Source organism: Pantoea sp. SGAir0215 (assembly GCF_043543215.1).
In genome coordinates this window covers 1,748,564-1,774,585 of the sequence record NZ_CP028031.1, presented here as the reverse complement: position 1 = coordinate 1,774,585, position 26,022 = coordinate 1,748,564, and the positions used below count along the sequence as shown (strand labels likewise).

The following is a 26,022-nucleotide window of genomic DNA, read 5'->3' as shown; positions in this document are numbered from 1 at the left end:
AATAACGGTAATGACTATTTAGGCGCAGTTCAGGGGCAACCTCAAGCGGAATCTGTAACAGAGTAAGAAAACGCCCGACGCATTTTATGCGCTACGCTTTGCCCGTTCCCCTGCGCCTCGGGGATCAACGCGCCGGATCCAGCTCTGGCCGGGCAAAGCGACGGTTCTCCAGCACCGGCAGCAGAGCCCGCGCCGCCGCAATGCGCTGTGGGTCCAGATCGGCAACGATCAAAGCAGGCGACTCCGCAGCGCGACTTATGGGTACGCCCAGCGGATCGATCACCATACTGTTGCCAATATTACGTGCGCCGCACTCGCCCACCGCCAATACATAACAGGTATTTTCCAGCGCTCGCGTTCGGGTGAGTAAATCCCAGTGCATCTCTTTTAGCGGTCCTCTGACCCACGCTGATGGCACGACCAGCACGTCAGCACCATCCAGCACCAGACGTCGTGCCATTTCCGGAAACCGCACGTCATAGCAGGTCATCAGCCCAACGTTCATGCCCGCCACGGGCACCAACGGCGGCACGTCCTGACCGGCCTCAACCCGCGCCGATTCCTGCATTGAAAAGGCGTCGTACAGATGCAGCTTGCGGTATTCCGCCAGAATCTTGCCGTCGCGAATGGCCACCAGAACGTTAAAGACTTTATGGCTGTCGCCCGGCACATGCATCCCGAACACGGTCGTCAGCGCCTGCCCCTGGCTGGCGGTCAGTAACTGGGTCAGAAACGGGCCGTTCAGCGGTTGGGCCGCTTCCCGTATCCAGTCAGGGTTGGTCATATCTGTGGCCAGCACGGCCTCCGGTAGCACCAGCAGATCGGCGCTGGCTTCCCGGGCTTGTGCCATCATATTTATACAGGCTTGCGCATTCTCCTGCCATTCCCGTTTAACGACAAACTGACCCAGCGCGACTTTCATTCGTCATCCTCCCTGCCGACAGCAGCCCTGCTGTGGCGCTTATAATGGCTGTAAGGCTTTCACATGGTAGCGTGGTGATTCAACATACCCTTCGCGGCCATAAAACTGGTTGGCTTTAAGGCGTGACGCATGACAATGTACTTCCATGCGATCACAGCCATGTTGCGCCGCCAGCGCTTCAGCCTGCTTAAGCAGCGTCTGTCCCACCCCTTTGCTGCGCTCACCATCGGCAATACAAAAATAGCTGATACGGGCAAAATCACCGGCCAGGGCCAGTTGTGGGATGAAGTGCATAGAGAGAAAACCCAGCACCTGATTACCGTGTTCGGCCACCAGCAGCGTTTCACTGGGATCGGTTATCAACTGGGCAAGGCGCTGTTCAATAAACGACTCTGTGCCGCCATAACCTAATTCACTTAACAGCGCGCTCAACACGAAACTGTCCCTGGCCTGGGCGGGGCGAATATTCATCCTGTCACCTCTTCCTCTGCGATGTAGAAAGGTAGTTATAACCCGATCAGCCCGAAAATGCTGCCTCGGGAGGTTGTTATAATTATGTTACAGGAGCTATCTGTGACTGGTAGCGCAATTTATGCGCTGAAATACCGTCCTGACGGCGGATAAGCGGCTGGCTGGATTAAGAAAGGCAGCAGGAAAGCAGCAGTTCGTGTGGTTAAAGTGAGCAACACCGCAAGCAGGGTTCTCGCCGCAGCAAAAATCAGATTAACGCAGGCATAAAAAAACCCGCCAGAAGGCGGGTTTTTAGAATTCTGACTGTTAACTTACAGACTGATAACGTTAGCAGCAGATGGGCCTTTTGCGCCGTCAGTGATTTCAAACTCTACACGCTGACCTTCAGCCAGAGTTTTGAAGCCATTGCTCTGGATCGCAGAGAAGTGTACGAATACATCTTTGCTGCCATCTTCAGGAGTAATGAAACCGAATCCTTTAGATTCATTAAACCACTTAACGTTACCTTTAATCTTAGACATCTATATTACCTTTACATGAAAAATGGACACTAAACTGTGTCGTCATCTAGTACAGCAATTGCTGAAGGTTTTGTCCAGCCTGATTTGATGAAAAAGTGATAAATATCCATTTTATTTACCCTTCGGTGACTTATTCACTGGCGCGGACAGTTAAAACTGCCAGCGCACCCAGGCAAAATACACGTTCCCGTTGTTATAAGTCCCTGGAATGTAAGTCATTTGAAAGTTCACCGGGCCGTAACCTACTGATGCCAGAGGTAATATAGCCGGGATGGGATAATATCCCCAGTTATCCCTTGCCGTTACCCCAACCGTATAGCCCAGTCCATAATGAAATGCCTGATTAGTGAGCGGGCGCCAGGTCGCTTCCCAGCCATAGCCTGTAAAGGGTTCCCAATGATTAAAGGAGTCTTTGAACGCCATCGCATAAAGGCCATGCCAGTTCCCTTTCTCGTCGTAACGGGAAACGCCACCGCCCGCTCCCCAGGGACGTTCGTTGTAGCGATCAATATGCTCTCTGTCATAGGTCCAACGGTTGTGCCAGGTGATAGCAGGCACATAAAGATCGATGCTCTGCGGTTGTTCCCAGGTTTGCTGAACATTATCGCTAAAGGTGTTCCAGCCGGATTTGATTTGCTGGGTAAATGTGGCGGCCTGGAGGGAAAAAGAGACAAACAGGGCCAAAAAGGGGCCTGAAAAAAGAGATTTATTCACGTCAATGCTACCTGTATCGTTTCGATTAAATTCAGTATTCCACACTGAAACTCAGTAACGGAAAAACGCCTCAATCCCGGATACGTGTCCCTCTCCGGGTATTTTCAGCATGTAATTATCATTCATGTTATGGAAAAGTGGGGAAATTTTAACGTAAAAAATCTGAACACATCCCAAACGGCAAGGGCAAATAGCCGCTTACCTGCCCTTCAGCCAGCGAAACAGCAACTTACAGACAACCGGGCTTACTGAGAAGCCCGCTAAAATATGGTGTGTCCCTGTCCTACTCCTCTATGAAACCGGGCGCTGATCCTGCTTGTGCGGGCATACGAGGGCCTTGATGAGAAGAACAGCGATTGCGGCCACAACGTACCCGGGGATGGCACAGCCTTGTCGGGATGACGCAGAGATGCAGGCTGAAATACGAAGGGGAAAGAAACAACACACAGGAAAACTTTAGGCATCGGGCACCCGTCTGGATGCCCGTAAAAACACGATCAGAAGATGAGCTTAAACACGCCTGTCAGCGTCAGCAGTCCGACGATAAAAATGATGGCGATGATCCACAAAATTATTTTCATTTCATATCCCTTACCTAATAAAACAATCCCCTGACAGTATAGGCGAGATTTTGCCGTTTGCTTTTTGCCAGCCGTGATCGCATCCCGGAAGGCAATAATCGGTTTTAGCGGTTTCTTTCTGTGAGAAGTATCGCATCGCGTGGCTTTAGTGCGGCCTGCCGTTTCGTTTTGCAGATTATTCCTGGCTAAAATTTATGCCGACAGGAAAGCCCGAGAATGTTGACAGTTTAAATGCAGAGCAGGGAGAGACCTTATGAGCAGTATTAATACCAGTATGGGCCGCTACAGCCTTAAGGCAAAGTACAGCGGCGACAAAATCAAAGGTTTTTTCGCCATCAATGATGAAGGCGGCACGCAACTGACCCGACAAGAGTTTGCGGAGCATTACCTTGATGATGTGGTCAACAATGTGATTTATCCGGTTACGGGCGGTAACCGTGAGATTGCCCGCGCACTGCGAGAAGAGATGGTGAAAGCGGGTTTTGAAGATGCAGATTAACCTTTTGGGCCGCCCGTTCTGTGCGGCCCTTTTGTTTTCTACGCTCTGATTTCTATACCACGTAAGAGAGCAACAAACAGCCCACCAGCCCACACACCGAAATAATGGTTTCCAGCGCAGACCAGGAGCGAAGCGTCTCGCCTATCGTCAGGTTAAAATACTCTTTAAATAACCAGAACCCCGGATCGTTAACGTGTGAAAAAATCACACTGCCCGAGCCCACCGCAATGACCATCAGTTCAGGGCTGGCACCGCTGGTCGCAATCAGTGGTGCCACAATGCCGCCTGCCGTAATGGCCGCAACGGTAGCGGATCCGAGTGCAATACGTAACACAGCAGCGATTGACCATGCCATGAAGAGAGGCGACAGACTGGTTGCATGCATCATACCGGCGATGTATTTATCCACGCCGCTGTCCACCAGGACCTGTTTAAAGGCACCGCCGCCGCCAATGATGAGCAGCATCATGGCGATAATCTTGATGGAGTCGCTCAGGGTATCCATGACCTGTTCCATACTGCGACCACGATTCAGACCGAAGGTGAAGATAGCAATCAGCACAGCAATCAGTGTCGCCATGATGGGATCGCCAAAGAACTCAGCATAAGAGAGCAAGGCATGCCCTTTAGGCAGAACCATTTCGGCCACCGCGCGCAGCGCCATCAGTATTACAGGCACAAGCGATGTCCAGACGCTGACCCCAAAGCCCGGCATTTCCGCTTCCGTGAAAGTTTTGGGGTTGTACAGGCCTTCCGGAATCGGTTTATCAATGCCTTTCAGGAAACGGGCATAAACCGGCCCCGCAAGAATCACCGTTGGAATGCCCAGTAAGGTGCCAAACAGCAGCGTTTTCCCCATATCTGCGTTGAACAGCGTCGCAATGGCGGTCGGGCCCGGATGGGGAGGCAGAAAACCGTGGGTTACGGACAGTGCCGCGGCCATCGGCACGCCCACAAACAGCAGCGGGACACGTGCTGATGCGGCGACGCTAAACACCAGCGGCAGCATTAAGACAAAACCGACTTCATAAAACAGCGCAAACCCCACGATGAAGCCGGTCAGCACGAGCGCCCACTGAATATGCCGCGTGCCAAACTTCGCAATCAACGTGGTGGCAATACGCTGCGCACCGCCGCAGTCGGCCAGCAGTTTACCGAGCATCGCGCCAAAACCCATAATCAGCGCCAGACCGCCCAGCGTGCCGCCCACGCCATTTTTAATTGAAATAATCACTTTGTTGACCGGCATGCCCTGCATCACGCCCACCGCCAGCGCAACCAGAATCAACGCGATAAAACCATTAAGTTTAAAGCGAATCATCAGCAGTAACAGTAATGCCACGCCAATCGCCACATAGAGTAATGGCATAATTTTTCTCCACCTGATGCCCTGAATGATGTCAGTGCCGCTTGGTTATCGTGGTCCCGGAGGACGCTTAAAATCAGGGAAATGTCGTGACATTTATGTTTTGACACACCCTGTTACCGATAACATGTTAAGGGTAACATCCCGACTCGCGCATCACCCCGCCAGGGATGAATTTACGTTTTGCGAAGGTGATCAACTTTTTAACCGACCGCTATCAGAAAGTTTCTTGAGGCCTGACGTTGGGTTTTCGTTACACTCAAAGCTTAGCGAAGAGACAAAAGGATGCGCGGGTGAGTGACAATCTGAGTAAGCTGTACAGCAATCAACATACCCTTTTTGGCCGGGGAAGCCTCAGCAAGCTGATTCCTCTGCTGGCTGCCCAACCCCAGGCCACTCTGCTCTTTTGCGGCCGGTCATTTTTGCAGGGGGAAGCTTATGCACGTATCAAAACCACCCTGAACGATCATATTGTGGGTTATGAAATTGTCAGCCATGAGGCTTCCCCGGCGGAAATTGATGGCTGGGTCACCCGCTGGCGAGGGCATGTTGATCGGGTCGTCGCGATAGGCGGCGGAAGCGTACTGGATGCGGCTAAAGCCTTTAGCGCCATGATTCAGCATCCACTCTCCACGGCCCGTTATCTGGAAAAAGTCGGCGATACGGCGGTCAACCCGGTTACCCTTCCCCTCATCGCCGTTCCGACCACGGCGGGCACCGGCAGCGAAGTTACCCAAAACGCGGTGGTGACCGACCAGCAGGATATCCAGATCAAAGCGTCGCTGCGTCATCCGGTATTTGTGCCGCAGGTCGCCATCCTGGATCCCGACTTACTCAAAGGCGCCCCCGATACTGTGCTGGCGACCTGCGGGATCGATGCCTTCACACATCTGTTTGAAGCCTACCTGTCTGGCAAGGGCAACCACTTTACCCGTCAGATGGCCTTGAGCGGGCTGCGTCAGTTTATCCAGGCCTGGCCGGCCTTAAACCAGTTGGATGAAACAGGCGATCGGGCGCGTGAGGCGATGATGATGGCTTCCTGGCTGGGCGGTGTCAGCCTGAGCACTGCCGGTCTGGGCGTGATTCACGGTATTGCGGGCGAGTTGGGGGCGATAAAGCCTTTCCATCATGGCGAAGTCTGCGGCAGGCTGTTATTCACGTTTCTGGACCATCTGGCCGTGAGCCAGCATCCTGAACAACGTCAGTTGATGGCCGACATGCATCAGCAGCTGTTTGGCACGCACACGGACTCTCCGGCACGTGACCTGAAAGCCTGGCTGCAACGTACCGCGATTACCGCATTCTGGCTGGATGGCCCGACGCTGAGCGAAGCGGACGTGGCCTGGATTCTGGCCCGCGCGAACAGTAAAAACAGTCTGATCAGCTACAGTAAAGATGAGATGCACGACATACTTGTTCGTGCCTGGACCGTCACCGCGTAGCCCACGGGCGGGCGTTTTGCCCGCCCGCATCAGGCCCCTACCTCTGCTGCGCTGCCGCTGTATTGAACGGCGCTTCCCCTGCCAGCATCTGTTCAATCACCTGCAGGACACCTTCCTCATTGTTTCCGGGAGCCAAAAAACGCGCCGTTTGCTTTACCCGTTGCGGCGCATTGCGCATGGCGAAGCTGTACCCGGACTGCTGGAGCATTTCCAGATCGTTACCGCCATCACCAAAGCCCAGCACCTGATCGTGGGAAATGTCCCAGCGCTGTGCCAGCAGGTTCAGGCCATTGGCTTTATGCTGACCGGGCACGATTAAATCTACCGAGCCGTGACCGCTGGATGTGGCTGCTGCCGATCCTGCGTGCAGGCGACCAATATCCGCCATTAAAGGCTCGACGTAATCGTCTGACAGATTCAGCGCAAATTTCAGTATCCGATCGTCAGCCACCTCATCAAGCGTACGTATTGGCTTAAGCCGGTGACAGTAGTGACGCATCTTCACCAGCCACGTTTCATCCATTCCCTCAAAATAATAGGCGCTGTTTCGTCCACAAAGCAGATAACGCAGGTCGGGATAGTGTCCGTTTTTCAACGTATCGAGCACGGCATCGATGTCGCTGCGTGAGAACGCGCCACAGAACAGCTCTTCATCCCTGTCGATAATCAGTGCGCCATTTTCAGCGACGAACGCGATCTCGCTGGCGATCTCAGGAAAAAACGACCGCAGTTGGTGGTATTGATTGCCACTGGCGACCACAAACCTGATGTTTCGCTGGCTGAGCTGGTGGTAACAGGCAAGAAAACGGGCGCGGTTGTACTGCTTTTTGTCATCCAGAAAGGTGCCGTCCATATCAACGGCAACCATTTTTACCGTGGTCATCAGAACTCCTTAGCAGGGAAACGTTCAGGATTCACTGTCAGAATAGCCTGATAAGCAGCGCATGTGGCATAAAAAAGGGATGGCATCTGCCATCCCTGTATGGTGATCAATGAAACGCGTTGTTGAGGATGAGTGAGGTGATAATGCCGGTGGCCGCTGCAATCAGCACATAGTTACCATCGATATCCGCCCAGTGCTGCCCTTCCGGTGGCTCTCTCAACCCACGCTCACGCCAGTCATCGATCCGGTATCTGTCGCCGCAATATTCCCGTGGAACGGGTCGGCCGCGCCGGAATTCATGCCCTTCCCACGCAAACCGATCGTGGTCGTAGTCACGACGCGCATCAGGCGGTGGCGGTCCACCCGGTCCCGGCGGTCCTTCGCGTCGCAGGCCCGGCGGGCCGAAACCATCAGGACCGCGTCCCGGATGATGCCATGGGCCACCAGGACCACCGGGGCCATCCGCCAGTCCCGGCAGGCTGTACAGGGTGCTGTATGCTAAAAGGACACTCACTAAAACTGATTTTATTTTTTTCATGGTACTGCCTCCAGTGTAACGGCGACGACGCGCCGTTATGACTACTATCGGCATGAGGCGTCACAATAAGTATCGCCAAAACTCTTAAAAGTCAGCAGATGAAAGCGCCGTGTCTCAGGACGCGCTGAACGACGCCGCAGGTGGAAGAACAACAGGGTGACAGCAGAGACTCACGCGTAATCAGGCGAGCAGGGTCAGCCCGACCATGATGTTAAACGGCACGAAAGCGCGTCAGCCAGAGGCGCGCGGTCATCGGCAACGTAACGGAATCCTTTCCGATAAGCGGATCAGCCTCAACCGCCGCGCGTGATGCAGGCTGACTCAACACATAATTCAGCCTGCACGCGGCGGTCAACAGGTTCGCGCCTCAGGGAAAGGTATCAGGGATAACTCAGCATGACGGGCGCATCCGGTAATTTAGTAAACTGGCGGATAATGTTGTGGTAATCCGCGGTAGGATCCAGGTCACTAAACTGCTTTGGATAAAGATCTTTTGCCAGAATTTCCATACCAATAATGTTGTAGGGATGGTTATAAAAGTGGTGATAAATCCCGTAGGTCTTTCCCTGTTTCACCGGCTCAATCTGCGCCAGCCCTGTGCGTTTTAGTAATGTGGTAAAAGTGGTGGCGACATCCTGTTTATTCGCCCCGTAGCCCAGCGGCAACACGTTGCTGTTGGACCGTTTCGAGCCGGTCATAATGTAAACGTCCGGCTTCATGGCGATGATCTTCTCCAGCGACACAAAACCGGCATTACCGGGCAGCAGTGACGAGCCAATATTTTTGCCGCCGACCGCCTCAACCAGCCCGCCCCAGCCACTGTGAGCGTGGGTAAAACAGCAGCTGTCGCTGTTACCGGCGATCGGTTCAATAAAGACGGTAGGCTTGTTTTTGACCTGATCGATTTTCGTTTGCAGCGCATGCCAGCGCTGTTGATAAAAATCTGTATAGGCTTTCGCCTCCGCTTCACGGTTCAGCACGCTGCCCAGCAACGTTATCCCTGGCACCGTGTTTTGCTTAGGATGCAGTTCGTCATCGACAAACACGACCGGGATATTCAGGCTTTTCAGCGTGGTCAGTACCCCAGATTGCATCAGCGCCGGTTTGGCACGCAGTTGCGCAATCATCAGATCCGGCTTCTGCGCCAGCACGCTTTCAAGGTTTACCTGTCCCTGATCGTTGAATCCCATATCCACAATACTGGCAGCCTGCGGCCAGGTTTTCTCCAGCAGCGCCCACGTTTGCGTGTCCTGCTTTTTGGGCAGATTGTTCCAGGCCACGACGCGTTTGAACGGATTATCACGATCCAGCAACGCCAGCGCCATAATGTCGCGCCCGTCCTGCAAAATGATGTGCCGGGGCTCTTTCTGCAGCGTGATACGCTGGCCATCCATGTCGGTGACGGTGACAGGATACGTCGTTGCCGAACAGACGGTTGAGGCCAACAATGTTGCTGCAAAAATACCGAATTTCATGTTTAGTAACCCTGTTAAGGAATAAGAATTATTCTCGTTAACTTTAACATGCAAATTCGTAAAAAATTTAAAACTTTTTTTAACGAATACGTCTGAAGCCGTGAACGGAGGATCGCTGTCCGGCAGAAACACAGGGCGGCGTTGCCAGCCGCCCGTCAGTCACGCCTGCAAAAGCGAATAGAAAATAGCGGAAATGGCAATCAGCCCACTGGCCACCACAAAGACATTACTGAGCTTGCCGCTGTATTGGCGCATGGCAGAAACACGATGAATAGCGTACATCGGCATTAAAAACAGAATGACCGCAATCACCGGGCCGCCCAGGGTTTCAATCATGCTCAGAATATTGGGATCGAGCGTCGCCACCAGCCAGGTCGTCAGCAGCATAAAGCCTGCCGTCAGGCGATTCAGCCGCTGAGGCGCAATCGTCTTGTCCCGGCTACGCAGCGCTTTGTTAACGATGCCGTTAAACCCTTCGCGTGCCCCTAAGTAGTGCCCGAGAAAGGATTTAGCGATTGCGACCATGGCGATTACCGGCCCCGTCCAGGCGATCAGCGGCGCATTAAAATGGTTCGCCAGATAGGACAATATCGTAATGTTCTGAGCTTTCGCTGACCGCAGGTCATCAGGGGACAGGCTCAGCACACAGCTGAACACAAAGAACATGACGGTCAGCACCATTAACAGGTGCGCACAGGCCAGAATCCGTGAGCATTTTTGCTCAGCCTGGGCGCCGTATTCCTGACGTTTGGCCACCGCAAATGATGAGATAATCGGCGAGTGATTAAAAGAAAAGACCATCACCGGCAGGGCCAGCCACAAGGTGCTCCACAGGTTGCCGCCGCCGCTGTGCAACGTTTGCAGTGCGGCGCCGTGCCAGTGAGGAATCAGGCAGACGGCCATCAACATCAGTACCGCGACGAAGGGATAAACCAGCACGCTCATCGCCTTGACAATCATGGTCTGGCCGAAGCGCACCACCGTCATCATGCCGACAATTAACAGCAGCGCCAGTAAGGCGCGCGGGGGCGCAGTCAACCCAAGTTGATTGACCATCAGGCTTTCGACCGTATTCGTCATCGCCACGCTGTACATCAGCAAAATGGGGTAGATAGCAAAGAAATAGAGCAGCGTGATCAACCTGCCTGCGCCAGCCCCAAAATGCTCCTCCACCACATCCGTGATGTCGCCCGCCGGATGACTGCCTGACAGCACGAAACGCATTAAGGCGCGATGGGCAAAAAATGTCAGCGGAAAAGCCAGCAGCGCCATAATTATCAGCGGCAACAGACCGCCCATCCCCGCATTGATGGGCAGAAACAGGACGCCTGCGCCGATTGCGGTGCCGTACAGCCCCAGCATCCACACGGTATCCGTTTTACGCCAGCCCGTTTCTTCTGTAATGCGGGCAGATTCCAGGGGGCGGGTGTGCGAGGTTTTCATTAGCTTTTCCAGAGTATGCATCAGCCGCAAAGGCGGCCAGTTGCGGGTAAAAGTGTGGCCGTTCTCAGAGGGAACAGGTAAACGCGGGCGACAGGAATGCCTCAGGCTGCCGCTGCGTAATCGATTGCGCGTGCGTTTTTTTACACTATCTGACGACCTGAGTTCAAGTAATGCGTCATATCGTGCAGATTCCGGGCGGGTTATGCGCATCATCCCCTACAGGAAAGGCTTTACAGGCCGTGGTTGTTTCCTGGTTTCACCCCACCGCTCTGCTTACCCGTTTTTCCCTCACTACACTTCAAGCACCCTTACAAATTTTGGCGACGACTGTTGTCGGGCTGGTATCGCCGACCGCGCCGTTGCTGTCCTTCACCGGTTTACAGGAGTCAACTACATGAAAGCCTTAACCTGGCATGGTCCGCATAAAGTCAGCGTTGATAATGTTGCCGATCCCGGTCTGGAAGCGGCCGATGATATTATTCTTCGCGTTACCGCCACGGCTATTTGTGGCTCAGATCTGCACCTGTACCGGGGAAAAATCCCGGGTACGGATCATGGCGACATTTTTGGCCACGAGTTCATGGGCGAAGTGGTGGAAGCAGGTCGCGCAGTGACCGCCGTGGCAAAAGGTGATCGGGTGGTGATTCCGTTTGTGATTGCCTGCGGCGACTGCTTTTTTTGTCATCTGCATCAGTACGCCGCGTGCGAAAACACCAACAGCGGAAGAGGCGCGATCTTAAACCGCAAAAAAATTACGCCACCTGCGGCCCTGTTTGGCTACAGCAAACTGTACGGCGGTATCCCCGGCGGTCAGGCGGAATATGTCCGAGTTCCCAAAGCGAATACCGGTCCGTTTAAAGTGCCTGCAACGCTCCCGGACGAGAAAGTGCTGTTTCTGTCTGATATCCTGCCGACCGCCTGGCAGGCGGTTAAAAACGCTGAAATCAAGCCGGGTTCAAGCGTCGCGATCTTTGGTGCTGGCCCCGTCGGCTTACTCAGCGCCGCCTGCGCCCGCCTGGAGGGCGCAGAACAGATCTATATGATCGATCATAATGACTACCGGCTGGACTTTGCGAGGGAACGTTATGGTGTGATCCCGATTAATTTCGATAAAACTGACGATCCCGCCGCCTGGATCATTGAGCACAGTGCGGGCCATCGCGGCGTGGATGCGGTCATTGACGCCGTTGGTTTTGAAGCCAAGGGCAGCCTGACAGAAACGGTATTAACTAACCTGAAACTGGAAGGCAGCAGCGGGAAAGCGTTACGTCAGTGTATTGCGGCCGTTCGCCGGGGCGGGATTGTCAGCGTGCCCGGTGTGTACGCCGGCTTTATTCACGGCTTCCTGTTCGGCGATGCGTTTGACAAGGGCCTGACCTTCAAAATGGGCCAGACGCATGTTCATGCTTATCTGCCCGACCTGCTCAGCCTCATCGAAAAAGGGCATTTAACCCCGGAAGAGATTGTGACGCACCATATGCCGCTGGAGGATGCGGCACGGGGCTATGCCATCTTTGAAAAACGGGAAGAAGCGTGCCGAAAAGTAATTCTGGTGCCGGGCATGACGCCAACCCAGGCGACGCTGTAGCAAACACGGGCGGGGTTTCCCGCCCGTTACAGGTTAACGGTGCTTCGCCTGGGCGTAGGCCGCATCTAAATCCAGCCGCTGCCAGAATGCCTGATCCGCGCCCGGCCCACCCAGTGGGTAACCGGCGGGTAACGCGCTTTTCACCATCAGCGCACGGCGCTGCTTCGCCGACAATTGAGGCAAGGCGGTTTCCAGCAACACCTCTGCGCCGTCGGGAACCGTTAACCTGGCCTTATTGCCTGCCACCTTCGGCAGGTTATAGCTCATGGTGAAACGGTAAAACGGCTTCATGCTGCCAGTGCCATAGGGATCATCCTGTCCCGCAGGTTTTGCGCACACCGCTAATGTGGTACCACACTCTTTTTCCAGCGCACTGCGCAGTTGCTGGCGAGCCTCTGCGAATAACGTCCGGTAAGCAGCATCATTCAGATAATGTGCAACGTTATATTGGGCCACCATGCGCGATCCCATCACGTCCAGCGGATAATGTACGCCCAGAACCAGCCGCGAATACCCGTAACGCGCGCCCCGTTGCAGCAACGCATCAAAACGTTCCGGGATCATCTCAGCCAGCAATAACGCATCGGTGTAGCCGGTATTGGTATGTCCGCTGGGAAAAGCCCCCCCATCGGCCGTATAAGGCTGGTTATCTTTGATCACCGTGTCATCCGGCACCAGATGAATCGTATTGCCTTTGTGCAGGAAAGGACGTGGATAGTCGAAGTGTTTTTTTGCCGCGCTGGTGCTGACTTCACTGGCTTTTATCAGCGCGGCAGCTTTACTCAGCTCGCCTTTTTCATAGGCCGCAAGAAAAGCTTTACCTAAGCGCGGTCCCAGGGCATCGGCAAGGAAATACAGATAGCTAATCCCTTCGGCGTCCGCCAGCGCCTGACGGCGTTCGCCCTGCGTGGCATTAAGATTAATTGATGTCACTGTGGCCCGGTTAGCGTTCATCACGTTATCCGGCAGCGTACTGAATCCCGATAACAGCGCAATGCCCGCCTGTTGCAGGGGTTGGGTCTGGAAATTGTAGCCACTGGCTTTCAGCCAGCGATAGTCGGCGAGTTTGTCACTTTGTTTCGCCTGTTTTAGCTGGTCACGGCTGAGCGTAGGTGCACCGTTCTGGATGGCCGTGCGCTCTGCCGCCAGCGCCTGCAGTTCAAGCGCATTGAATACCGGACTGGATGAGCCCTGAGACGTTTTGTTCGCCAGCGCACTGGCTTCAGACAACGGGATTGCCTGCGCCTGTTGCGTCACGAACAGCGCCGCCGCAATCAGGGTAATGTGCATTTTCATTATTATTCCTTTTTTCTCTGACCTTGCCGGTTGTCACGCTAGCATTGCTGTATGACAGTTTTATTTCGCAAGCCTGGGCCGCGCGTCAGCCGTCAGTGGCAGGCTTATCTCAGAAATCTGTCGCGCTGCGCCAGCAAAACCGCCCGAACCCGCTACGCTAAGGTAGGCATCGTTCGCGGCCGCGGCCGGGGGCGCGACATGGCCTGTCTCTCGTCGGTTGTCTGCGACTGAAGAATGCGCTGGCGAAAGCAGCGTGAGGAGAAAATAAAAACAGAATTGATCGTTGATTCCCGATGCCACATTCATACACTTTCGGGTGGCCAATGCCCGCATCGGCATACGTGCTTATCAAGGGATGTTTACATGAGGTTATCCTATGCGCTTTAAAGGACTTACTATCGGGTTTTTCCTGCTGATACTGGCCATCGCGACGGTGGCTTTTTTCGAGGTATTAGCGCCCTACTTCTCGCCGATTCTCTGGGCTGCCGTGCTGGCCGTGATCTTCCATCCGCTGAAAACGTATTTGCGAGGCAAGCTGGGCGATCGTAACGGGCTTGCCGCCCTGCTGACGCTGTTGTGCATCTGTCTGATCGTCTTTACGCCTTTAGCGATTATTGCGTCATCGCTGGTGGTCGAAGTGAATACGGTCTACCACAAGCTGCAAACCAACTCGGCCCAGTTCCCGGTCGTTTTCGCCGATCTGCTGCAACATCTGCCAGGCTGGGCCAAACATTACCTTGCAGAAAACAACCTGGACAATGCTACGCAGATTCAGCAAAAGCTGTCGGCCTTTGCCCTCAAAGGCGGCCAGTACCTGGCCGGTAGCGCCTTTATCATCGGTAAGGGGACATTCAGCTTCACCGTCGGCTTCGGCATCATGCTCTATCTGCTGTTCTTCCTGTTGAAAGATGGGTCATACCTGGTCCATCTGATTCTGGAAGCGCTGCCGCTGTCTACCTATGTAAAACACCATCTGTTTAAGAAGTTTGCCGCCGTGTCGCGCGCGACGGTAAAAGGCACGGTCGTGGTCGGTGTGGTACAGGGGATTTTAGGTGGGCTCGCCTTCTGGATTACCGATATTGATGGCAGCCTGCTCTGGGGGGCCTTGATGGGTTTCCTGTCGCTTATTCCTGCCGTCGGCTCCGCTATTATCTGGGTGCCCGCTGCGATTTTCTTCTTCGCAACCGGGGCGTTGTGGAAGGGGCTGTTTCTTGTGGGCTTCTTTGTGGTCATCGTCGGGCTGGTGGATAACATCCTGCGCCCACTGCTGGTCGGCAAAGACACCAAAATGCCTGATTACCTGATCCTGATCGCCACCCTGGGCGGAATGGAAATCTACGGCATCAACGGTTTCGTCATCGGCCCGGTGATTGCTGCCCTGTTCATTGCCTGCTGGAATTTACTGTCCGGACGCGATAACCGCGAAAACATCGAGGAAATCGATGAAGAGTTTATCGAAGAGGGGAAAAAACAGTCTGATACGGCGCAGCAGGATGCCGCAGAAGCAGAGGCGGCAAAGGCCGAAGCCTTACAGGCTAAGACCGTTCCGGCCGACCCCGAACAGAAATAGGGAATAAAAAAACCCACCAGCGGTGGGTTTTTTCTACACAAAAGCGGCTTAGTTGGTCGCTTTGTTTTTCAGGTCTTCGGCACCCTGCTTGGTTTTATCCCAGCCTTTCTCGGTGCCTTCTTTGGTTTTGTGCCAGCCTTTCTGCGCACCTTCAGAGATTTTGCTTGAGGTGGCGTTGCTCTTACCTTCCGCCGCATGCTCAGACTTCAGCTTCAGCTCCTGGCCTTTGTGCTGCGTCTGATGCAGTTTTTCTTTAGCGGTATCTGCGCCTTTATGCGCTTCAGCGACAGTTTCATCCGTTGTGGTAGCAGCGAAAACTGGCGAGGCCAGTAAAACAGCAGACAGTGCAATAATTGCTTTCTTCATCGTAATTCCCTCTTGTGTGAAATTTGTCGTCTTGCGTAATTATCCTGGCACAGGAGACCAAAGAACGATTTAAGAATAGACCTGAAATGAAATATAGCGAACCTGACTGGTTAAAAGGACACCAGAGGTATAATCGTTGCCTATAACAAATCGAGTTGCCGAGGCGACGGGTCCGGTGCCGCAGGTTTGCGCACGCGACGTGGAGGAGGGGGTTGCTGCATAGCCTGGTGAATCCAGTCCATGATCACGGCTACCACATAAGCCTGCTGATTATCAGTCAGCGTCTGATGCTGCGCAATACCGTGCCACTTTGCCAGGCATCCGCGACAGCAGGTCGCCGTCGCATGCTGAGCAATAAAGACCGGATGACCGCGCATCGGCGTTTGCTTGCCGTCATTCACCGGATGGGCGGCGGACAGACGCTGGTGGATAAACCCGGCGGCGTGCTGTTGCACCCCAGCCTGCCCTTTCGCAAGACAGTAATCGTATTCTTTACGACCCAGACGAAAACGCTGGCGAAAAGGCGAGCGCGACAGGCGCGCAAACAGGTCCTCAAACATTGTTCTTCTCTGTCTCAACGATCACGACAACTTTCTTCCTGCCAGATAACGTACGCCCTGCGCGCCAAACGTCTCGCGGTGCGGTTGCCCGGCCTGCAAATGAAAAATGTCTCCTACCTGGTAGGTACGGACACCGTCTTCGGTAAACAGGGTGATATCCCCTTCAAGAATCAGCGCCATCGCCTCAAAAGGATGATCGTGCTGGTCCAGTTCACTGTGGGCTTCACGTTCGACAATGACCGGTTCTGCAAAGCCTTTCTCAGCCAGCAGCGTTCTGAATTGGTGTTCTGTCATCGGCATCCTCGTCTGTCATTGGGTTTACTGGCAGTGTAGTCACTCGCGTGCTTTTCTGCCGTTACGTAAAGTAGCGCAAGCAAGGTTGTAACAGAGAATCCCGCATGTGTACTTTCTGCTAATCGTCTCGTTAACACGTCATCTCTTACACGGATTAAGCATGCCGCACAGGGTAAAGACTGCGCTGTTATTGATCAATCAACGTTCACGCAAGGGCCGCATTGATGCCGCCCGCGCCACACAACTGCTGCAGCAGGCGGGCATTGATCTGATCCTGCCCGCCCCGGGCGATCGACGTAGTTACCCCGATCTTATTTCTGCTTACGCCGGCCAAATCGATTGGGTGATTGTGGGCGGCGGCGACGGCACGCTCAATGCGGCAGCGCCGGGACTGATGCGCACCGGGCTGCCGCTGGGGATTCTTCCGCTGGGCACCGCCAATGATTTTGCGCGAACGCTGGGGATTCCCACTCAACTGGAACAGGCGGTCAGTGTCATTTGCCAGGGCCATACGCGCTCTGTGGATCTCGGTGAGGTCAATGGTCACCTGTTTCTCAACGTCTCCAGTATTGGTTTCTCGGCTGAGCTGGCTTGTAATCTTACGGCACAGGCGAAAAAGCGCTGGGGCGTGCTGGGTTATGCCTTTGCCGCGTTGCGCATTCTGCGGCAAAGTCGGCCTTTCCGCGCCACGCTGATTCATGGCGGCAAGGCAACCGCCATTAAAACCGTGCAGGTGTCGGTTGGCAATGGGCGCTTTTATGGTGGCGGAATGACCGTACAGCAAAGCGCCGCGCCTGACGATGGCTTGCTGGACGTCTACAGCCTCGAAATCAAACGCAGCTGGCAACTGCTGTTGCTGTTTCCTTCGCTGCGACGCGGCACTCATGGCCGCTGGCGCAATGTCCGCACGTTCAGCACGACCGCCCTGACACTGCAAACGCGTCGGCCACACTTTATTAATGCAGATGGTGAGATCATCGGGCAAACGCCAGCCCATTTCCGCCTGCTTAATGATGCGTTGAGGGTGCTGGCTCCCGCCCCCTCCGGCAGGGAAAAGCCTTAAGAGCTTACAGGTAGTGCGGGGCGCTTGCGCATAGCGCTCAGCGCCAGGATGACCAGCCCCAGCCCAATCAGCACCAGGAAGTAGTAATTGAGTAAATGCCAGAGCCCGATGCCGGCGATCCCGCCCGCCAGGAAAGAGAGGATCGTGTAGGTATGCAGCCGCAGGCGCTCAACATACAGCGGCGCGTCTTTTGGCGACGCCTTACGCCGAAGCACATCAAACAGCATCGCCAGCTCGATTCCAATGTCGGTGGAGGTCCCGGAGACATGTGTCGTTCTGACGCGCGCATTGGAGATGCGGGTCACCACCGCATTTTGCAGGCCCATCAAAAAACTCAGGCTCAGAATCAACAGCGCGCCGGACGACGCCAGCGTGTAATGGGCTTCGGTTATGCCCAGCGCCACCAACGCCGCACCTTCCAGCAGAATATTCACAGCGTAGATTGTGCGAATCTGCCGTCGGCGTCCGGCATTAATAATCAGCGTCGATACCATCGCGCCAAAAATAAACATGCAGACAATCAGCAGGAAAAAGATGCCCTGATGCACATTGGCTTTGGCCAGATAATCCGACAGTGAGGATACGTTGCCTGTCATATTGGCCGAGAAGAAACCGACTATCTCAAAGGCAGCCGTGTTTAACGCGCCGGCGACAGCGGCAAGCGTGCAGGCAAGACGGCTGTCCGCGATATGCGTCCGTTCGGTTTCCGTGCTGATCAACATAATGTTCACTCAGATACGATGCGATTGGCTCTATCATTCGCTGAGTTCGTTAAGGAAACAAGCGCTAATTCAGCGACGTAGACCTCCGTCTGCCTGACTCTGTTTCACGAGAGGGTAGAAGCTATTACTGTGTCATTCGGCGCGAAGCCGGATGGCCTTTTCGGCTGGCGTGGCCTGTCTCCCTCTGTTCTGCTACTTACCGCCATAGAGAGACTGTTTCGACAACAATGCCGCACCTTATCAGGCTGTGTTCGCGTCTGTTGTGTTGGCCTCTGCTGCCCCGCTTCACGCTGTTCATAGCAACAGCATCAGGGCACATCGTCAGGAGAGCATATTTTATCTCGTCAGATCCGAACGCCGCGATAAAACCCCTCGCTAAAACAGTAATCGCCTCACTTTTCAGCCTGTTGCACCCTACTCTGTGGCAGATCAAGGTACCACGTGGCGCAACGCTTCATGCTTTGCGCTTTGTCCACCGACTCATTTATTAAGAGTATGAAACCGATTTCTAAAGCATTACTGACGTTAACAGTGACAGGATGGCTGGCTGGCAATGTGCTCGCTCAGCCGTTACGCGCACCGCTGCTGGGAAATTTGCAGGCCAGCGCACACCAGCGCTGTGGACAGGACATCACACTGCAACTGCTGAAAACGACCGATAACATCATGCTTATGGGCCTGAAAAACCGGGAAAGTGGCGAAACCGATCTGTTCATGTCAAGCAGCCCGTTTACTGCAGACAATAGCTATTCCCGCTTCGTGCCCGTGAAATTCGATCAGTTGTCGAAGCACTTTATCGAAACGCATAACGCTGCGCTGGAGGTGATCTGGGGCGCAGCAAAAGACGATAAGAACGTGCTGCGCTATACACTGGCGTTAGGCAGTTACACCTATTCCTGCGGTGCCATTGAGTCCTGGCCGAATGATACGGCAAACCAGTTGTACGGTGAGCCGGATAGCAGCGATGCTGGCACTGCGGCAGAGAAAAAAGCGCTCAGGGAATAGCGCAACCCTCGACCTGTTTAACGGCACGCAGTCTGAGGCGCCCGCGTAAATTGACCATGAATAATGGCAAAGCGTTGTACTACCGTGGCCTGCTCAGCGATAGAGACATTTTTTATCGTCATCTCAAGCGGAAACGTCTCGCTGTACCCGTCCAGCGTAATTTTTCCGTTGCCTGTCCTGACGTTGTCGAAGGTGATATCCCGGTAATCGGGGATCATCGTGCCGCTGGCGTGCGGATCATAATGCGTATCAATGACCACGGGATTGTCCACATCCTGCATACAAATGTTTTGGTAGCGAACCGCCCGCACCTGCCCACCGCGCGAGCGGTCGCTTTTGATGCGCAGGCCATTGGTCGTGCCGGTTAACGTCAGCCCGTTCACCAGCACATCGCTGACGCCTCGGTTTATTTCACTGCCAATCGACATACCATGACCAGAGCCAAACTGGTTATTCACGATGGAAATATGCAAGGCCGGTGCGTTTCCGGCTTTAATCGCCACATTGTCATCACCGGTACTGATCCGACTGTTGATTAACGTAACATCGCTGGACCCCATAGGATCCACCCCGTCGGTGTTTCGTGCCGTCGCGGGCGTGTCGATGGTGATGCCCCATAGCGTGACGCCCTCACTGTCACTGACAGCCACGTGGAAGTTTGGCGCATTCTTCAGGGTGATCTGATACAGCGTGATATCCCGGGCGTGATCAACCTGGATCAGCCGCGGCGCATTTTGCTTTGCGTCATCACTCTTGGCGCTGGCCGCCAGTTGCCACCAGGTTTGCGTCTTACCGGTGACAGAGGCTCCGCCCTGCCCGTCGATCATGCCCTGCCCGTATATCCCGCTACCGCGGACATGACTGAGAGTAATAAACGCCCTGCAACCGTTGCCCTGCGAATCCAGCGTGCCACAGCTTCCGCGCCCGTTATCATACAATCGTGGATCCGGAAGTGCGCGCAACACCGCTCCCTTATCAATGCCCAGACTGACACCCGAAGGCAAAGACAGTGGCCCGCTATAAAATACCTTCGCACGGGTTGAGGGTACTAACAGCACCATTTTGCCGGGCGGGCAGCTATCCAGCGCCTGTTGAATAGTCTGACTGACAGTGTATTGATCCATGGCCGGAATACGCTGGCAGACCGGCGGATAAACCGGTTGTGTTACCGTTCGTCGATCGCCCATTTGTGCCTGAGCGGTAAAACTGATCGCCAGGCCAACAATCAGGGCTAACAGAACAAAGGGAGAGCGATACATCGTCACAATCAGGTCAGTCATAGTGAAAGGGGCGACAGAGGGACAGGCCTTCACAATACGCAAGTCCTTCCTGGCAGGTAAAGCAGAAAAATGAGCCCGTCGCCGGAAGTGGTCAAAATGTTAAATTGATGCGCAGGGGTCAGCGAAATAAAAGCGGGATGGCTTCGTTTTCCCCTTTGAAATGCCGCCGTCCACAGCCTGGATACAGCGGATTTTGACCTTTATTCGCCCAAGGGATGGGTTTGACAGCACCAGGGCCAGTGCTACGCTTCTTGTCATATAACCGACTGATTTTTGGCAGCCTTCGCGAGGCCGGGCGGCCATTAAACGCTGAGGTATTGATGCATGATGCTCAGAAAACCCCGTATTAAGGAAAATATAAAAAACCTTAATTTTGAATATCAGTTTAGTCGTGCAGGGTTTATTTTACTGACAAGTATTGTTGTGGCGGCAGTGCTGGGGTTATTTTCTAACGGCCTGTTTAGCGAGCAGCACCTGCAGAATAAAACGCACACCTTACGTCTCGATTACGATCGGTTTGGCCGCCTGACCAGCGAAAACGAAATCAAAGTCTCCATCAAAGAGCTCAACGCACCGGACTATATTCTCAGCTTTGGAAAAACGTTTCTGGACGAATTTCAGATTGGCAGCATTAAACCTCAGCCTGACCGGATGTACAGCGAAAAGGATTATGTCTACCTGGTCTATAACCACGCCGACAAACAGCCGACCTTCTCAGTCTGGCTGGCCCTTACCCCAAGGAAGCCGGGCGCTTTTAGTAATACCCTGCAGGTCAACAATGAACCCGAAATCCATTTCAGCCAGTTTATTTATCCGTAGGTAACCTTTATGGAAATGGTCCTCAGAGCCGCTGCGATATACCTGATCCTCCTCCTTGTGTTCAAAATTGCCGGGCGAAGAGCCCTGCTTCAGATGACCAGTTTTGATCTGATCCTGCTCCTTATCATCAGTGAGGCAACCCAACAGGCGCTGCTGGGAAGCGACTTCTCCGTCACCGGCGCAATGATCACCATTATCACACTGATAGTGATGGATATGCTGTTTGGTTACATCAAGAGGAAACATAAAGGGTTTGAACAACTGATTGATGGCAGCCCGGCCATTCTGGTTGAAAACGGCCAGCCTTTTCCCGATAAGATGAAAAAAGTGAACGTCAGCGAGGATGATATTTTGCTGGTCGCGCGACAAAATCATGGGCTGTGCGAACTCGATGAAATTCGCTATGCCATTCTGGAAAGTAACGGGCAGATTTCGATTATTCCTGCTGAGAAATGAAACCCGTTTAATCCGCACCTGGCCATGGCGGCATTTCATCATGTGAGAAACGACACAAGGACCGAAAAGTCAGATACGGATCACGCATAGCCTGTATAAAATGCGTCAGAAGAGGATTCAGTGACGGCAGGAGGAGATGGGCGGTCGTGGAAAGCTATGACGATATCTATCGGCGCCTCAAAAATGAGGGCTATGAAGCCTGGACAGGAAGCGGCTTTTCGCGAGCCCGTCAGCGGCTCAGCGAGGTGCTTTATGAGCTTGAAGAAGCAGCATGGCTTCCTGACAAAGGGACTGTTCTTGAGCTCGGATGTGGCAATGGTGCCATGGCATCACATTATTTTGCCCGACAATCATTCGTCGTTTACGGGGTCGATATCTCAGACGTGGCGATTTGCTGGGCCCGGGAACGCTTCAGGGAAGCAGGTCTGGTCGGTCATTTTAACCAAGGCAACGTATGCGACCTTTCTCTCTATAACGATGCTCAGTTCGATGTCATCGTTGACGGCAGCTGCTTTCATTGTCTGGTGGGAACACAACGTACACATTGCCTTAAAGCCGTGCGCCGTGTACTGGCCTGTGACGGCGCGTTAATTATCAGCAGCATGTGTGGTTCGCCTAAACAAATAAGCGAATCTCTGCGTTATGACCCTGGACAGCACCTGTTACTGAAAGACGGCATTCCCTGGCGCACGCTGAAACCGCTGGACGACCTGACCGCAGAAATCACAGCAGCCGGTTTTAACATCCGTTATTTTTCAGTTAATCAGAATTCGTGGTGGGATCATGCAACGCTTGTGTGCCACAAGGCTTCCAGTTAGTGCAGCCCGTCATCGTATTGGTGCGGATTGCCCTTACCCGAATACTTACCGCTTTTTGCCCGACGCGGTTGGCAGTTCAATGCCAACAAAACGCCTGTAGACCGTAGGCATCAAGATTCCTGTAAAGATGGCGTAAAAAAGAGGCATACTAAGTATGCCTCATAGTGTAGTAACAGATTAATCAGACCGTAAATAAGCCGGGCTGAGAAACAAACACGCTGAGATTAGTTGGCTGCGCGCTCTTTTTTAATCTTATCTGCGTACTCAATAACTTCTTCGCCGGTCTTACCGGCCAGTGCGCCTTTGATCTTTTTATCAATCAGCGCACGTCCACCTTCATCACCGCTGCCCGCCTGCATCAGCTCTTTCATGCTGACCTGGCTGAAGGCGACAACCTGAATAGCATCGTTAAACGCGGCGCGCTTATCCTCTGCAAGTGACTCCCGAACTTTTTGAAGCGATGTCTGAAAAGCCTCTTCGGAAGAACCATCGATCTTAGGCTCTCCACATCCAGTGAGGACGAATGCTAACAAAACGACTGCGATTGCTTTTTTCATATGGGTTTTATCCTAAAAAAATTCTTATCAATCGTAAGTTTTTGTAGCAGTTTAATAAAGCTTTTTTTATTAACACTTACTGACTGATTACTACCTAAACGCCGCTACACGTTTGTTACGTTGAGTTTTCAGATAAACGACAAAAGAGGGTAACGTGTAGATTCATCGATGGATAAAAGGGGAAGATGCCAGGTCCACCGGCTGCCAGTCAAAACTGTTCATGCAAGTTTACTGAGTATTAAACATGTCTGAAGACAGCTTAAGACCTGTCCGAAGTATGCCAGACATTGCAATACATGAATGAAAACAGTTAACGAAGTCATCGGCACATTTTCTGATTTTGAATTAATACATTTTTTTGGGCACATTGAGTAATACCTTTCTTTCCGGCCACAGGAAACCTTGCCCGTACTGCGCATGTGTAAGCAGAATACGTTGTCTTTCTTGCTGCGTTTCAATACCTTCAACCAGAATCTGTGGGTAAATTACAGAAGCTTTTGAGATGAGGGCAACGATTCTGCCTGAATCTTTAATTTCATTTCGGTCAATTTTTATCCCATTTACTTGTAAAGGCATCCTGCTGATTAAAGGGATAAGCGTAGAAGTGACATCATCCAACCAGATACGCCATCCTGCCTGTCTGAGAACATCAACGCCTTTTTTAAAAGCGGTAAGCTCATCCCAGGAAAGGTGGGGCAGGTTTTCGGGATCCTGAACCTCCAAAATAATACGATTATCATGATTTATGTTTACAAGTTGCTTAATCTTATGGGTATTACAAAATATCTTCACGGGTAAATTAAGCCAGTACTCACCAGGAAATTTTGCTAAATATTCCATCTGCCATAGAAATAAAGAAAAAACCTTACCAGAAGACAGTTGTGAGAACCATTTTTCAGGGTTACTGTTTTTGATGCTTGACAATACTTCACAAGCAATAATCTCTCCAGTTTTGAGAGCAACAAGAGGTTGGAATCTGATTCCCTCAACATCACTAAGCATTTAAGGCCCATAGTTTTTGATAAATTAATTATGAAAGAGATTTTTTCATTTCCCACCCGAATGATCACAAATAAATCTTTTATCTTTCGGCCAGCGTCCATGAGCCTCATTACAGAGATAACGGTACTGCGAAGGCTGCTGAAGAAGCGCTATTCTAATCATGCTGTTATAAATATTTGGATCATTATGAGTTTTTAAGAAATCGTCTGCCCATTTTTGAAAAGCATACAGCACTGTGAGATCGCGATCTTTATTAAATCTTAAAAGCAGAGCCACATGATAATCAAAATCAACGCGTGCTCGCTGGCTATAGCGATTTGGAAAGGCCGACATCGTTTTTTCGGGCTCTACCACAAATGCCTGCAGGCCATTTTTTTCAATTTGTGTCAACTTTTGCTGCGTTATCAAACCGGTGAACGAAAAATAAATCATAAAAAGGGACACTGATCCCCAAAAGATTCTTGCCCGTAAAAATCTCGGTTTTATTTGCACTCCATTCTTCATTATTTCTTCTTTAACAGGTGATGCAGCCACGCCAGCAGCGAGCAATAATAGCACTATTACCAGAGCATAAGCTGCCGACTGATAAAGAGGATATTCCAGATTCATATGTACTGCTACAGGCAATAAAAACGCCACACCATACCACTTTAGTGCCCCTCGTTCCCATAGTTGCCTGATGACACCAGCAACGATTAGCACTCCCCCACACAGAGCGATGACTCCACCTTCTACCCAGGCAAAAAGTAATTCGTTGTGAGGATGCGTTACCGTAGCGGCTTCAAGACCGGGCCAGACAGTCGAGGCCAGTTGACCAAAAACCGCCTCAAAGCTGCCATAACCCTGCCCTGTAATAGGTGACTGCATGATTAATTCTGTTGTCAACCGCATCATATAAAAACGGGCGCTATTCGATGAGGTTTTAACGATAACGGGCAGAAGCGGGCCAGGGAAAAAAATGGGTAAAACATACAGGATGAAAAGCCCGCATCCAGTGCCTGTCAGCAACAGTATAAGAGCAGTATAAGATCTGGTACGTTTTTCTGTGAACCCCTTCCACAGAACAATACCTGCACCGCCAATGACACCAATAAAAGCGGCTCGGGATTGAAGCACGACGATTATGCCCGCCAGTAATGCGATACTAAAACCATAATAATAACGTAATATCGTTTTCTGTTCTGTTTTATTCCTGTTAAAAACGAATAACAGACATACCAGACCTGTTGCCAAAAAAGAAGAAAGCACATTAACTTGCTGAAAACTTCCGTAAGGCCTTTCACCCGGCGAAAAAATCAATTGTAGAATGACGTAACCAGCCTGGAGTAAACACGCATTCACAATGACATGCAAAAATAAGTAACGAGATTTTAATCGGTAGGATAACGTGTGGTTAAGGGTAAAATAGAGAAAAATTAATACAATCAGAGCAACAACTCGTGGTAAAGCATTTTGAAACCAATCAAGATCTCGGGTAAGAAAAAGGGGGAAACACCATAAAATCACGCCCAATAAAATCACTCTCTCTCCGCCTGAAAGCGAGGATATTTTGACCCCTTCAAATTGTTTAGAAAAAGCACAAAACAATAAAACAAGAGCGATAACAAGCCATGTCAATAAATTTTGCGGCAGTGAAAGTCCTGAGCCGCCGCTATTAGGCAAAACATATAAGAATCCACCACACAACCAACACATGATAACACCTGATATATACATATGTATTTTAGGCATCATCTTTTTATTAGTTAAAACTTTCATAGTATTTATCGCA

The 26,022-nt window shown here is 52.3% G+C and carries 27 protein-coding genes; 9 read left to right on the top strand and 18 right to left on the bottom strand.

Annotation, left to right across the window (positions count from 1 at the left end):
* Window positions 1–124 precede the first annotated feature (124 nt).
* The 4 genes from C1N64_RS08335 to pagP form a co-directional block, all read right to left on the bottom strand.
* A complete protein-coding gene (locus tag C1N64_RS08335) occupies window positions 125–922 on the bottom strand; it encodes a deaminated glutathione amidase (protein WP_033737454.1) in 798 nt (265 codons plus the stop codon).
* Window positions 923–961: 39 nt separating this feature from the next.
* Entirely contained in the window at window positions 962–1,393 is a 432-nt protein-coding gene (locus C1N64_RS08330; RefSeq protein ID WP_033737452.1) for a GNAT family N-acetyltransferase, read from the bottom strand.
* Window positions 1,394–1,704: 311 nt separating this feature from the next.
* On the bottom strand, window positions 1,705–1,914 hold the full coding sequence (gene cspE / locus C1N64_RS08325) for a transcription antiterminator/RNA stability regulator CspE (RefSeq protein WP_006118399.1): 210 nt from the start codon (window positions 1,912–1,914) through the stop codon (window positions 1,705–1,707).
* Window positions 1,915–2,064: 150 nt separating this feature from the next.
* Window positions 2,065–2,598, bottom strand: a complete 534-nt coding sequence (pagP, locus tag C1N64_RS08320; RefSeq protein ID WP_110267826.1) for a lipid IV(A) palmitoyltransferase PagP — start codon at window positions 2,596–2,598, stop codon at window positions 2,065–2,067.
* Window positions 2,599–3,462: 864 nt separating this feature from the next.
* Here pagP and C1N64_RS08315 point away from each other — a divergent pair.
* The gene (locus C1N64_RS08315) at window positions 3,463–3,708 is read left to right on the top strand and encodes a hypothetical protein (RefSeq protein WP_006118397.1); all 246 of its coding nucleotides are present in this window, start codon (window positions 3,463–3,465) and stop codon (window positions 3,706–3,708) included.
* Window positions 3,709–3,760: 52 nt separating this feature from the next.
* Here the strand turns inward: C1N64_RS08315 and gntT are convergent, their stop codons facing one another.
* Entirely contained in the window at window positions 3,761–5,077 is a 1,317-nt protein-coding gene (gene gntT, locus C1N64_RS08310; protein WP_394515405.1) for a gluconate transporter, read from the bottom strand.
* 290 nt (window positions 5,078–5,367) lie between these two features.
* On the opposite strand from gntT, the gene C1N64_RS08305 reads away from it, so the two are divergent.
* Window positions 5,368–6,516, top strand: a complete 1,149-nt coding sequence (locus tag C1N64_RS08305; protein ID WP_394515404.1) for an iron-containing alcohol dehydrogenase — start codon at window positions 5,368–5,370, stop codon at window positions 6,514–6,516.
* A 37-nt stretch (window positions 6,517–6,553) separates the two neighbouring features.
* Here the strand turns inward: C1N64_RS08305 and C1N64_RS08300 are convergent, their stop codons facing one another.
* The 4 genes from C1N64_RS08300 to C1N64_RS08285 form a co-directional block, all read right to left on the bottom strand.
* Entirely contained in the window at window positions 6,554–7,399 is an 846-nt protein-coding gene (locus C1N64_RS08300) for a Cof-type HAD-IIB family hydrolase (protein ID WP_394515403.1), read from the bottom strand.
* 106 nt (window positions 7,400–7,505) lie between these two features.
* Entirely contained in the window at window positions 7,506–7,937 is a 432-nt protein-coding gene (locus tag C1N64_RS08295) for an RcnB family protein (protein ID WP_033737446.1), read from the bottom strand.
* A gap of 380 nt (window positions 7,938–8,317) precedes the next feature.
* Window positions 8,318–9,412, bottom strand: coding sequence for an ABC transporter substrate-binding protein (locus tag C1N64_RS08290; protein WP_039342958.1), 1,095 nt, complete (start codon window positions 9,410–9,412; stop codon window positions 8,318–8,320).
* 159 nt (window positions 9,413–9,571) lie between these two features.
* Window positions 9,572–10,855 carry an HAAAP family serine/threonine permease gene (locus tag C1N64_RS08285; RefSeq protein ID WP_394515402.1) on the bottom strand — a complete coding sequence of 428 codons (1,284 nt, stop codon included), beginning with the start codon at window positions 10,853–10,855 and terminating at the stop codon, window positions 9,572–9,574.
* Window positions 10,856–11,249: 394 nt separating this feature from the next.
* Between C1N64_RS08285 and C1N64_RS08280 the strand changes: the two genes are divergently transcribed.
* The gene (locus C1N64_RS08280; protein ID WP_054634334.1) at window positions 11,250–12,443 is read left to right on the top strand and encodes a zinc-dependent alcohol dehydrogenase; all 1,194 of its coding nucleotides are present in this window, start codon (window positions 11,250–11,252) and stop codon (window positions 12,441–12,443) included.
* A 33-nt stretch (window positions 12,444–12,476) separates the two neighbouring features.
* Here the strand turns inward: C1N64_RS08280 and C1N64_RS08275 are convergent, their stop codons facing one another.
* Window positions 12,477–13,739, bottom strand: coding sequence for an acid phosphatase (locus tag C1N64_RS08275; RefSeq protein ID WP_054688004.1), 1,263 nt, complete (start codon window positions 13,737–13,739; stop codon window positions 12,477–12,479).
* A gap of 376 nt (window positions 13,740–14,115) precedes the next feature.
* On the opposite strand from C1N64_RS08275, the gene C1N64_RS08270 reads away from it, so the two are divergent.
* Window positions 14,116–15,309 (top strand): AI-2E family transporter, encoded by a 1,194-nt coding sequence (locus C1N64_RS08270; RefSeq protein ID WP_033737441.1) that lies wholly within the window; start codon window positions 14,116–14,118, stop codon window positions 15,307–15,309.
* Between the two features lie 48 nt (window positions 15,310–15,357).
* On the opposite strand, the gene C1N64_RS08265 is transcribed toward C1N64_RS08270, so the two are convergent.
* From C1N64_RS08265 to C1N64_RS08255, 3 genes are all read right to left on the bottom strand, one after another.
* A complete protein-coding gene (locus C1N64_RS08265) occupies window positions 15,358–15,675 on the bottom strand; it encodes a hypothetical protein (protein ID WP_033737439.1) in 318 nt (105 codons plus the stop codon).
* A gap of 140 nt (window positions 15,676–15,815) precedes the next feature.
* On the bottom strand, window positions 15,816–16,235 hold the full coding sequence (locus tag C1N64_RS08260) for a DUF4186 domain-containing protein (RefSeq protein WP_394515401.1): 420 nt from the start codon (window positions 16,233–16,235) through the stop codon (window positions 15,816–15,818).
* Between the two features lie 21 nt (window positions 16,236–16,256).
* Complete coding sequence (locus tag C1N64_RS08255) at window positions 16,257–16,529, bottom strand: cupin domain-containing protein (protein ID WP_033737438.1); 273 nt, start codon at window positions 16,527–16,529, stop codon at window positions 16,257–16,259.
* A 160-nt stretch (window positions 16,530–16,689) separates the two neighbouring features.
* Between C1N64_RS08255 and C1N64_RS08250 the strand changes: the two genes are divergently transcribed.
* Window positions 16,690–17,592 (top strand): lipid kinase, encoded by a 903-nt coding sequence (locus C1N64_RS08250; RefSeq protein WP_054688005.1) that lies wholly within the window; start codon window positions 16,690–16,692, stop codon window positions 17,590–17,592.
* Here the strand turns inward: C1N64_RS08250 and C1N64_RS08245 are convergent.
* Entirely contained in the window at window positions 17,589–18,314 is a 726-nt protein-coding gene (locus C1N64_RS08245; protein ID WP_054688006.1) for a YoaK family protein, read from the bottom strand. The genes C1N64_RS08250 and C1N64_RS08245 overlap by 4 nt on opposite strands.
* 495 nt (window positions 18,315–18,809) lie before the next feature.
* On the opposite strand from C1N64_RS08245, the gene C1N64_RS08240 reads away from it, so the two are divergent.
* Entirely contained in the window at window positions 18,810–19,319 is a 510-nt protein-coding gene (locus tag C1N64_RS08240; protein WP_394515400.1) for a hypothetical protein, read from the top strand.
* A 17-nt stretch (window positions 19,320–19,336) separates the two neighbouring features.
* On the opposite strand, the gene C1N64_RS08235 is transcribed toward C1N64_RS08240, so the two are convergent.
* Window positions 19,337–20,632, bottom strand: coding sequence for a glycoside hydrolase family 28 protein (locus tag C1N64_RS08235; protein ID WP_253275867.1), 1,296 nt, complete (start codon window positions 20,630–20,632; stop codon window positions 19,337–19,339).
* Between the two features lie 291 nt (window positions 20,633–20,923).
* On the opposite strand from C1N64_RS08235, the gene C1N64_RS08230 reads away from it, so the two are divergent.
* From C1N64_RS08230 to C1N64_RS08220, 3 genes are all read left to right on the top strand, one after another.
* Window positions 20,924–21,418, top strand: coding sequence for a hypothetical protein (locus tag C1N64_RS08230; RefSeq protein ID WP_050504692.1), 495 nt, complete (start codon window positions 20,924–20,926; stop codon window positions 21,416–21,418).
* 9 nt (window positions 21,419–21,427) lie between these two features.
* Entirely contained in the window at window positions 21,428–21,874 is a 447-nt protein-coding gene (locus C1N64_RS08225; RefSeq protein WP_033737433.1) for a DUF421 domain-containing protein, read from the top strand.
* 146 nt (window positions 21,875–22,020) lie between these two features.
* Complete coding sequence (locus C1N64_RS08220; protein ID WP_263756861.1) at window positions 22,021–22,692, top strand: class I SAM-dependent methyltransferase; 672 nt, start codon at window positions 22,021–22,023, stop codon at window positions 22,690–22,692.
* Between the two features lie 224 nt (window positions 22,693–22,916).
* On the opposite strand, the gene C1N64_RS08215 is transcribed toward C1N64_RS08220, so the two are convergent.
* From C1N64_RS08215 to C1N64_RS08205, 3 genes are all read right to left on the bottom strand, one after another.
* Window positions 22,917–23,249, bottom strand: coding sequence for a DUF6694 family lipoprotein (locus tag C1N64_RS08215; protein WP_033737428.1), 333 nt, complete (start codon window positions 23,247–23,249; stop codon window positions 22,917–22,919).
* Window positions 23,250–23,594: 345 nt separating this feature from the next.
* On the bottom strand, window positions 23,595–24,251 hold the full coding sequence (locus C1N64_RS08210; RefSeq protein WP_164483048.1) for an EAL domain-containing protein: 657 nt from the start codon (window positions 24,249–24,251) through the stop codon (window positions 23,595–23,597).
* Between the two features lie 45 nt (window positions 24,252–24,296).
* Window positions 24,297–26,009 carry a PglL family O-oligosaccharyltransferase gene (locus C1N64_RS08205; RefSeq protein ID WP_164483047.1) on the bottom strand — a complete coding sequence of 571 codons (1,713 nt, stop codon included), beginning with the start codon at window positions 26,007–26,009 and terminating at the stop codon, window positions 24,297–24,299.
* Window positions 26,010–26,022 lie beyond the last annotated feature (13 nt).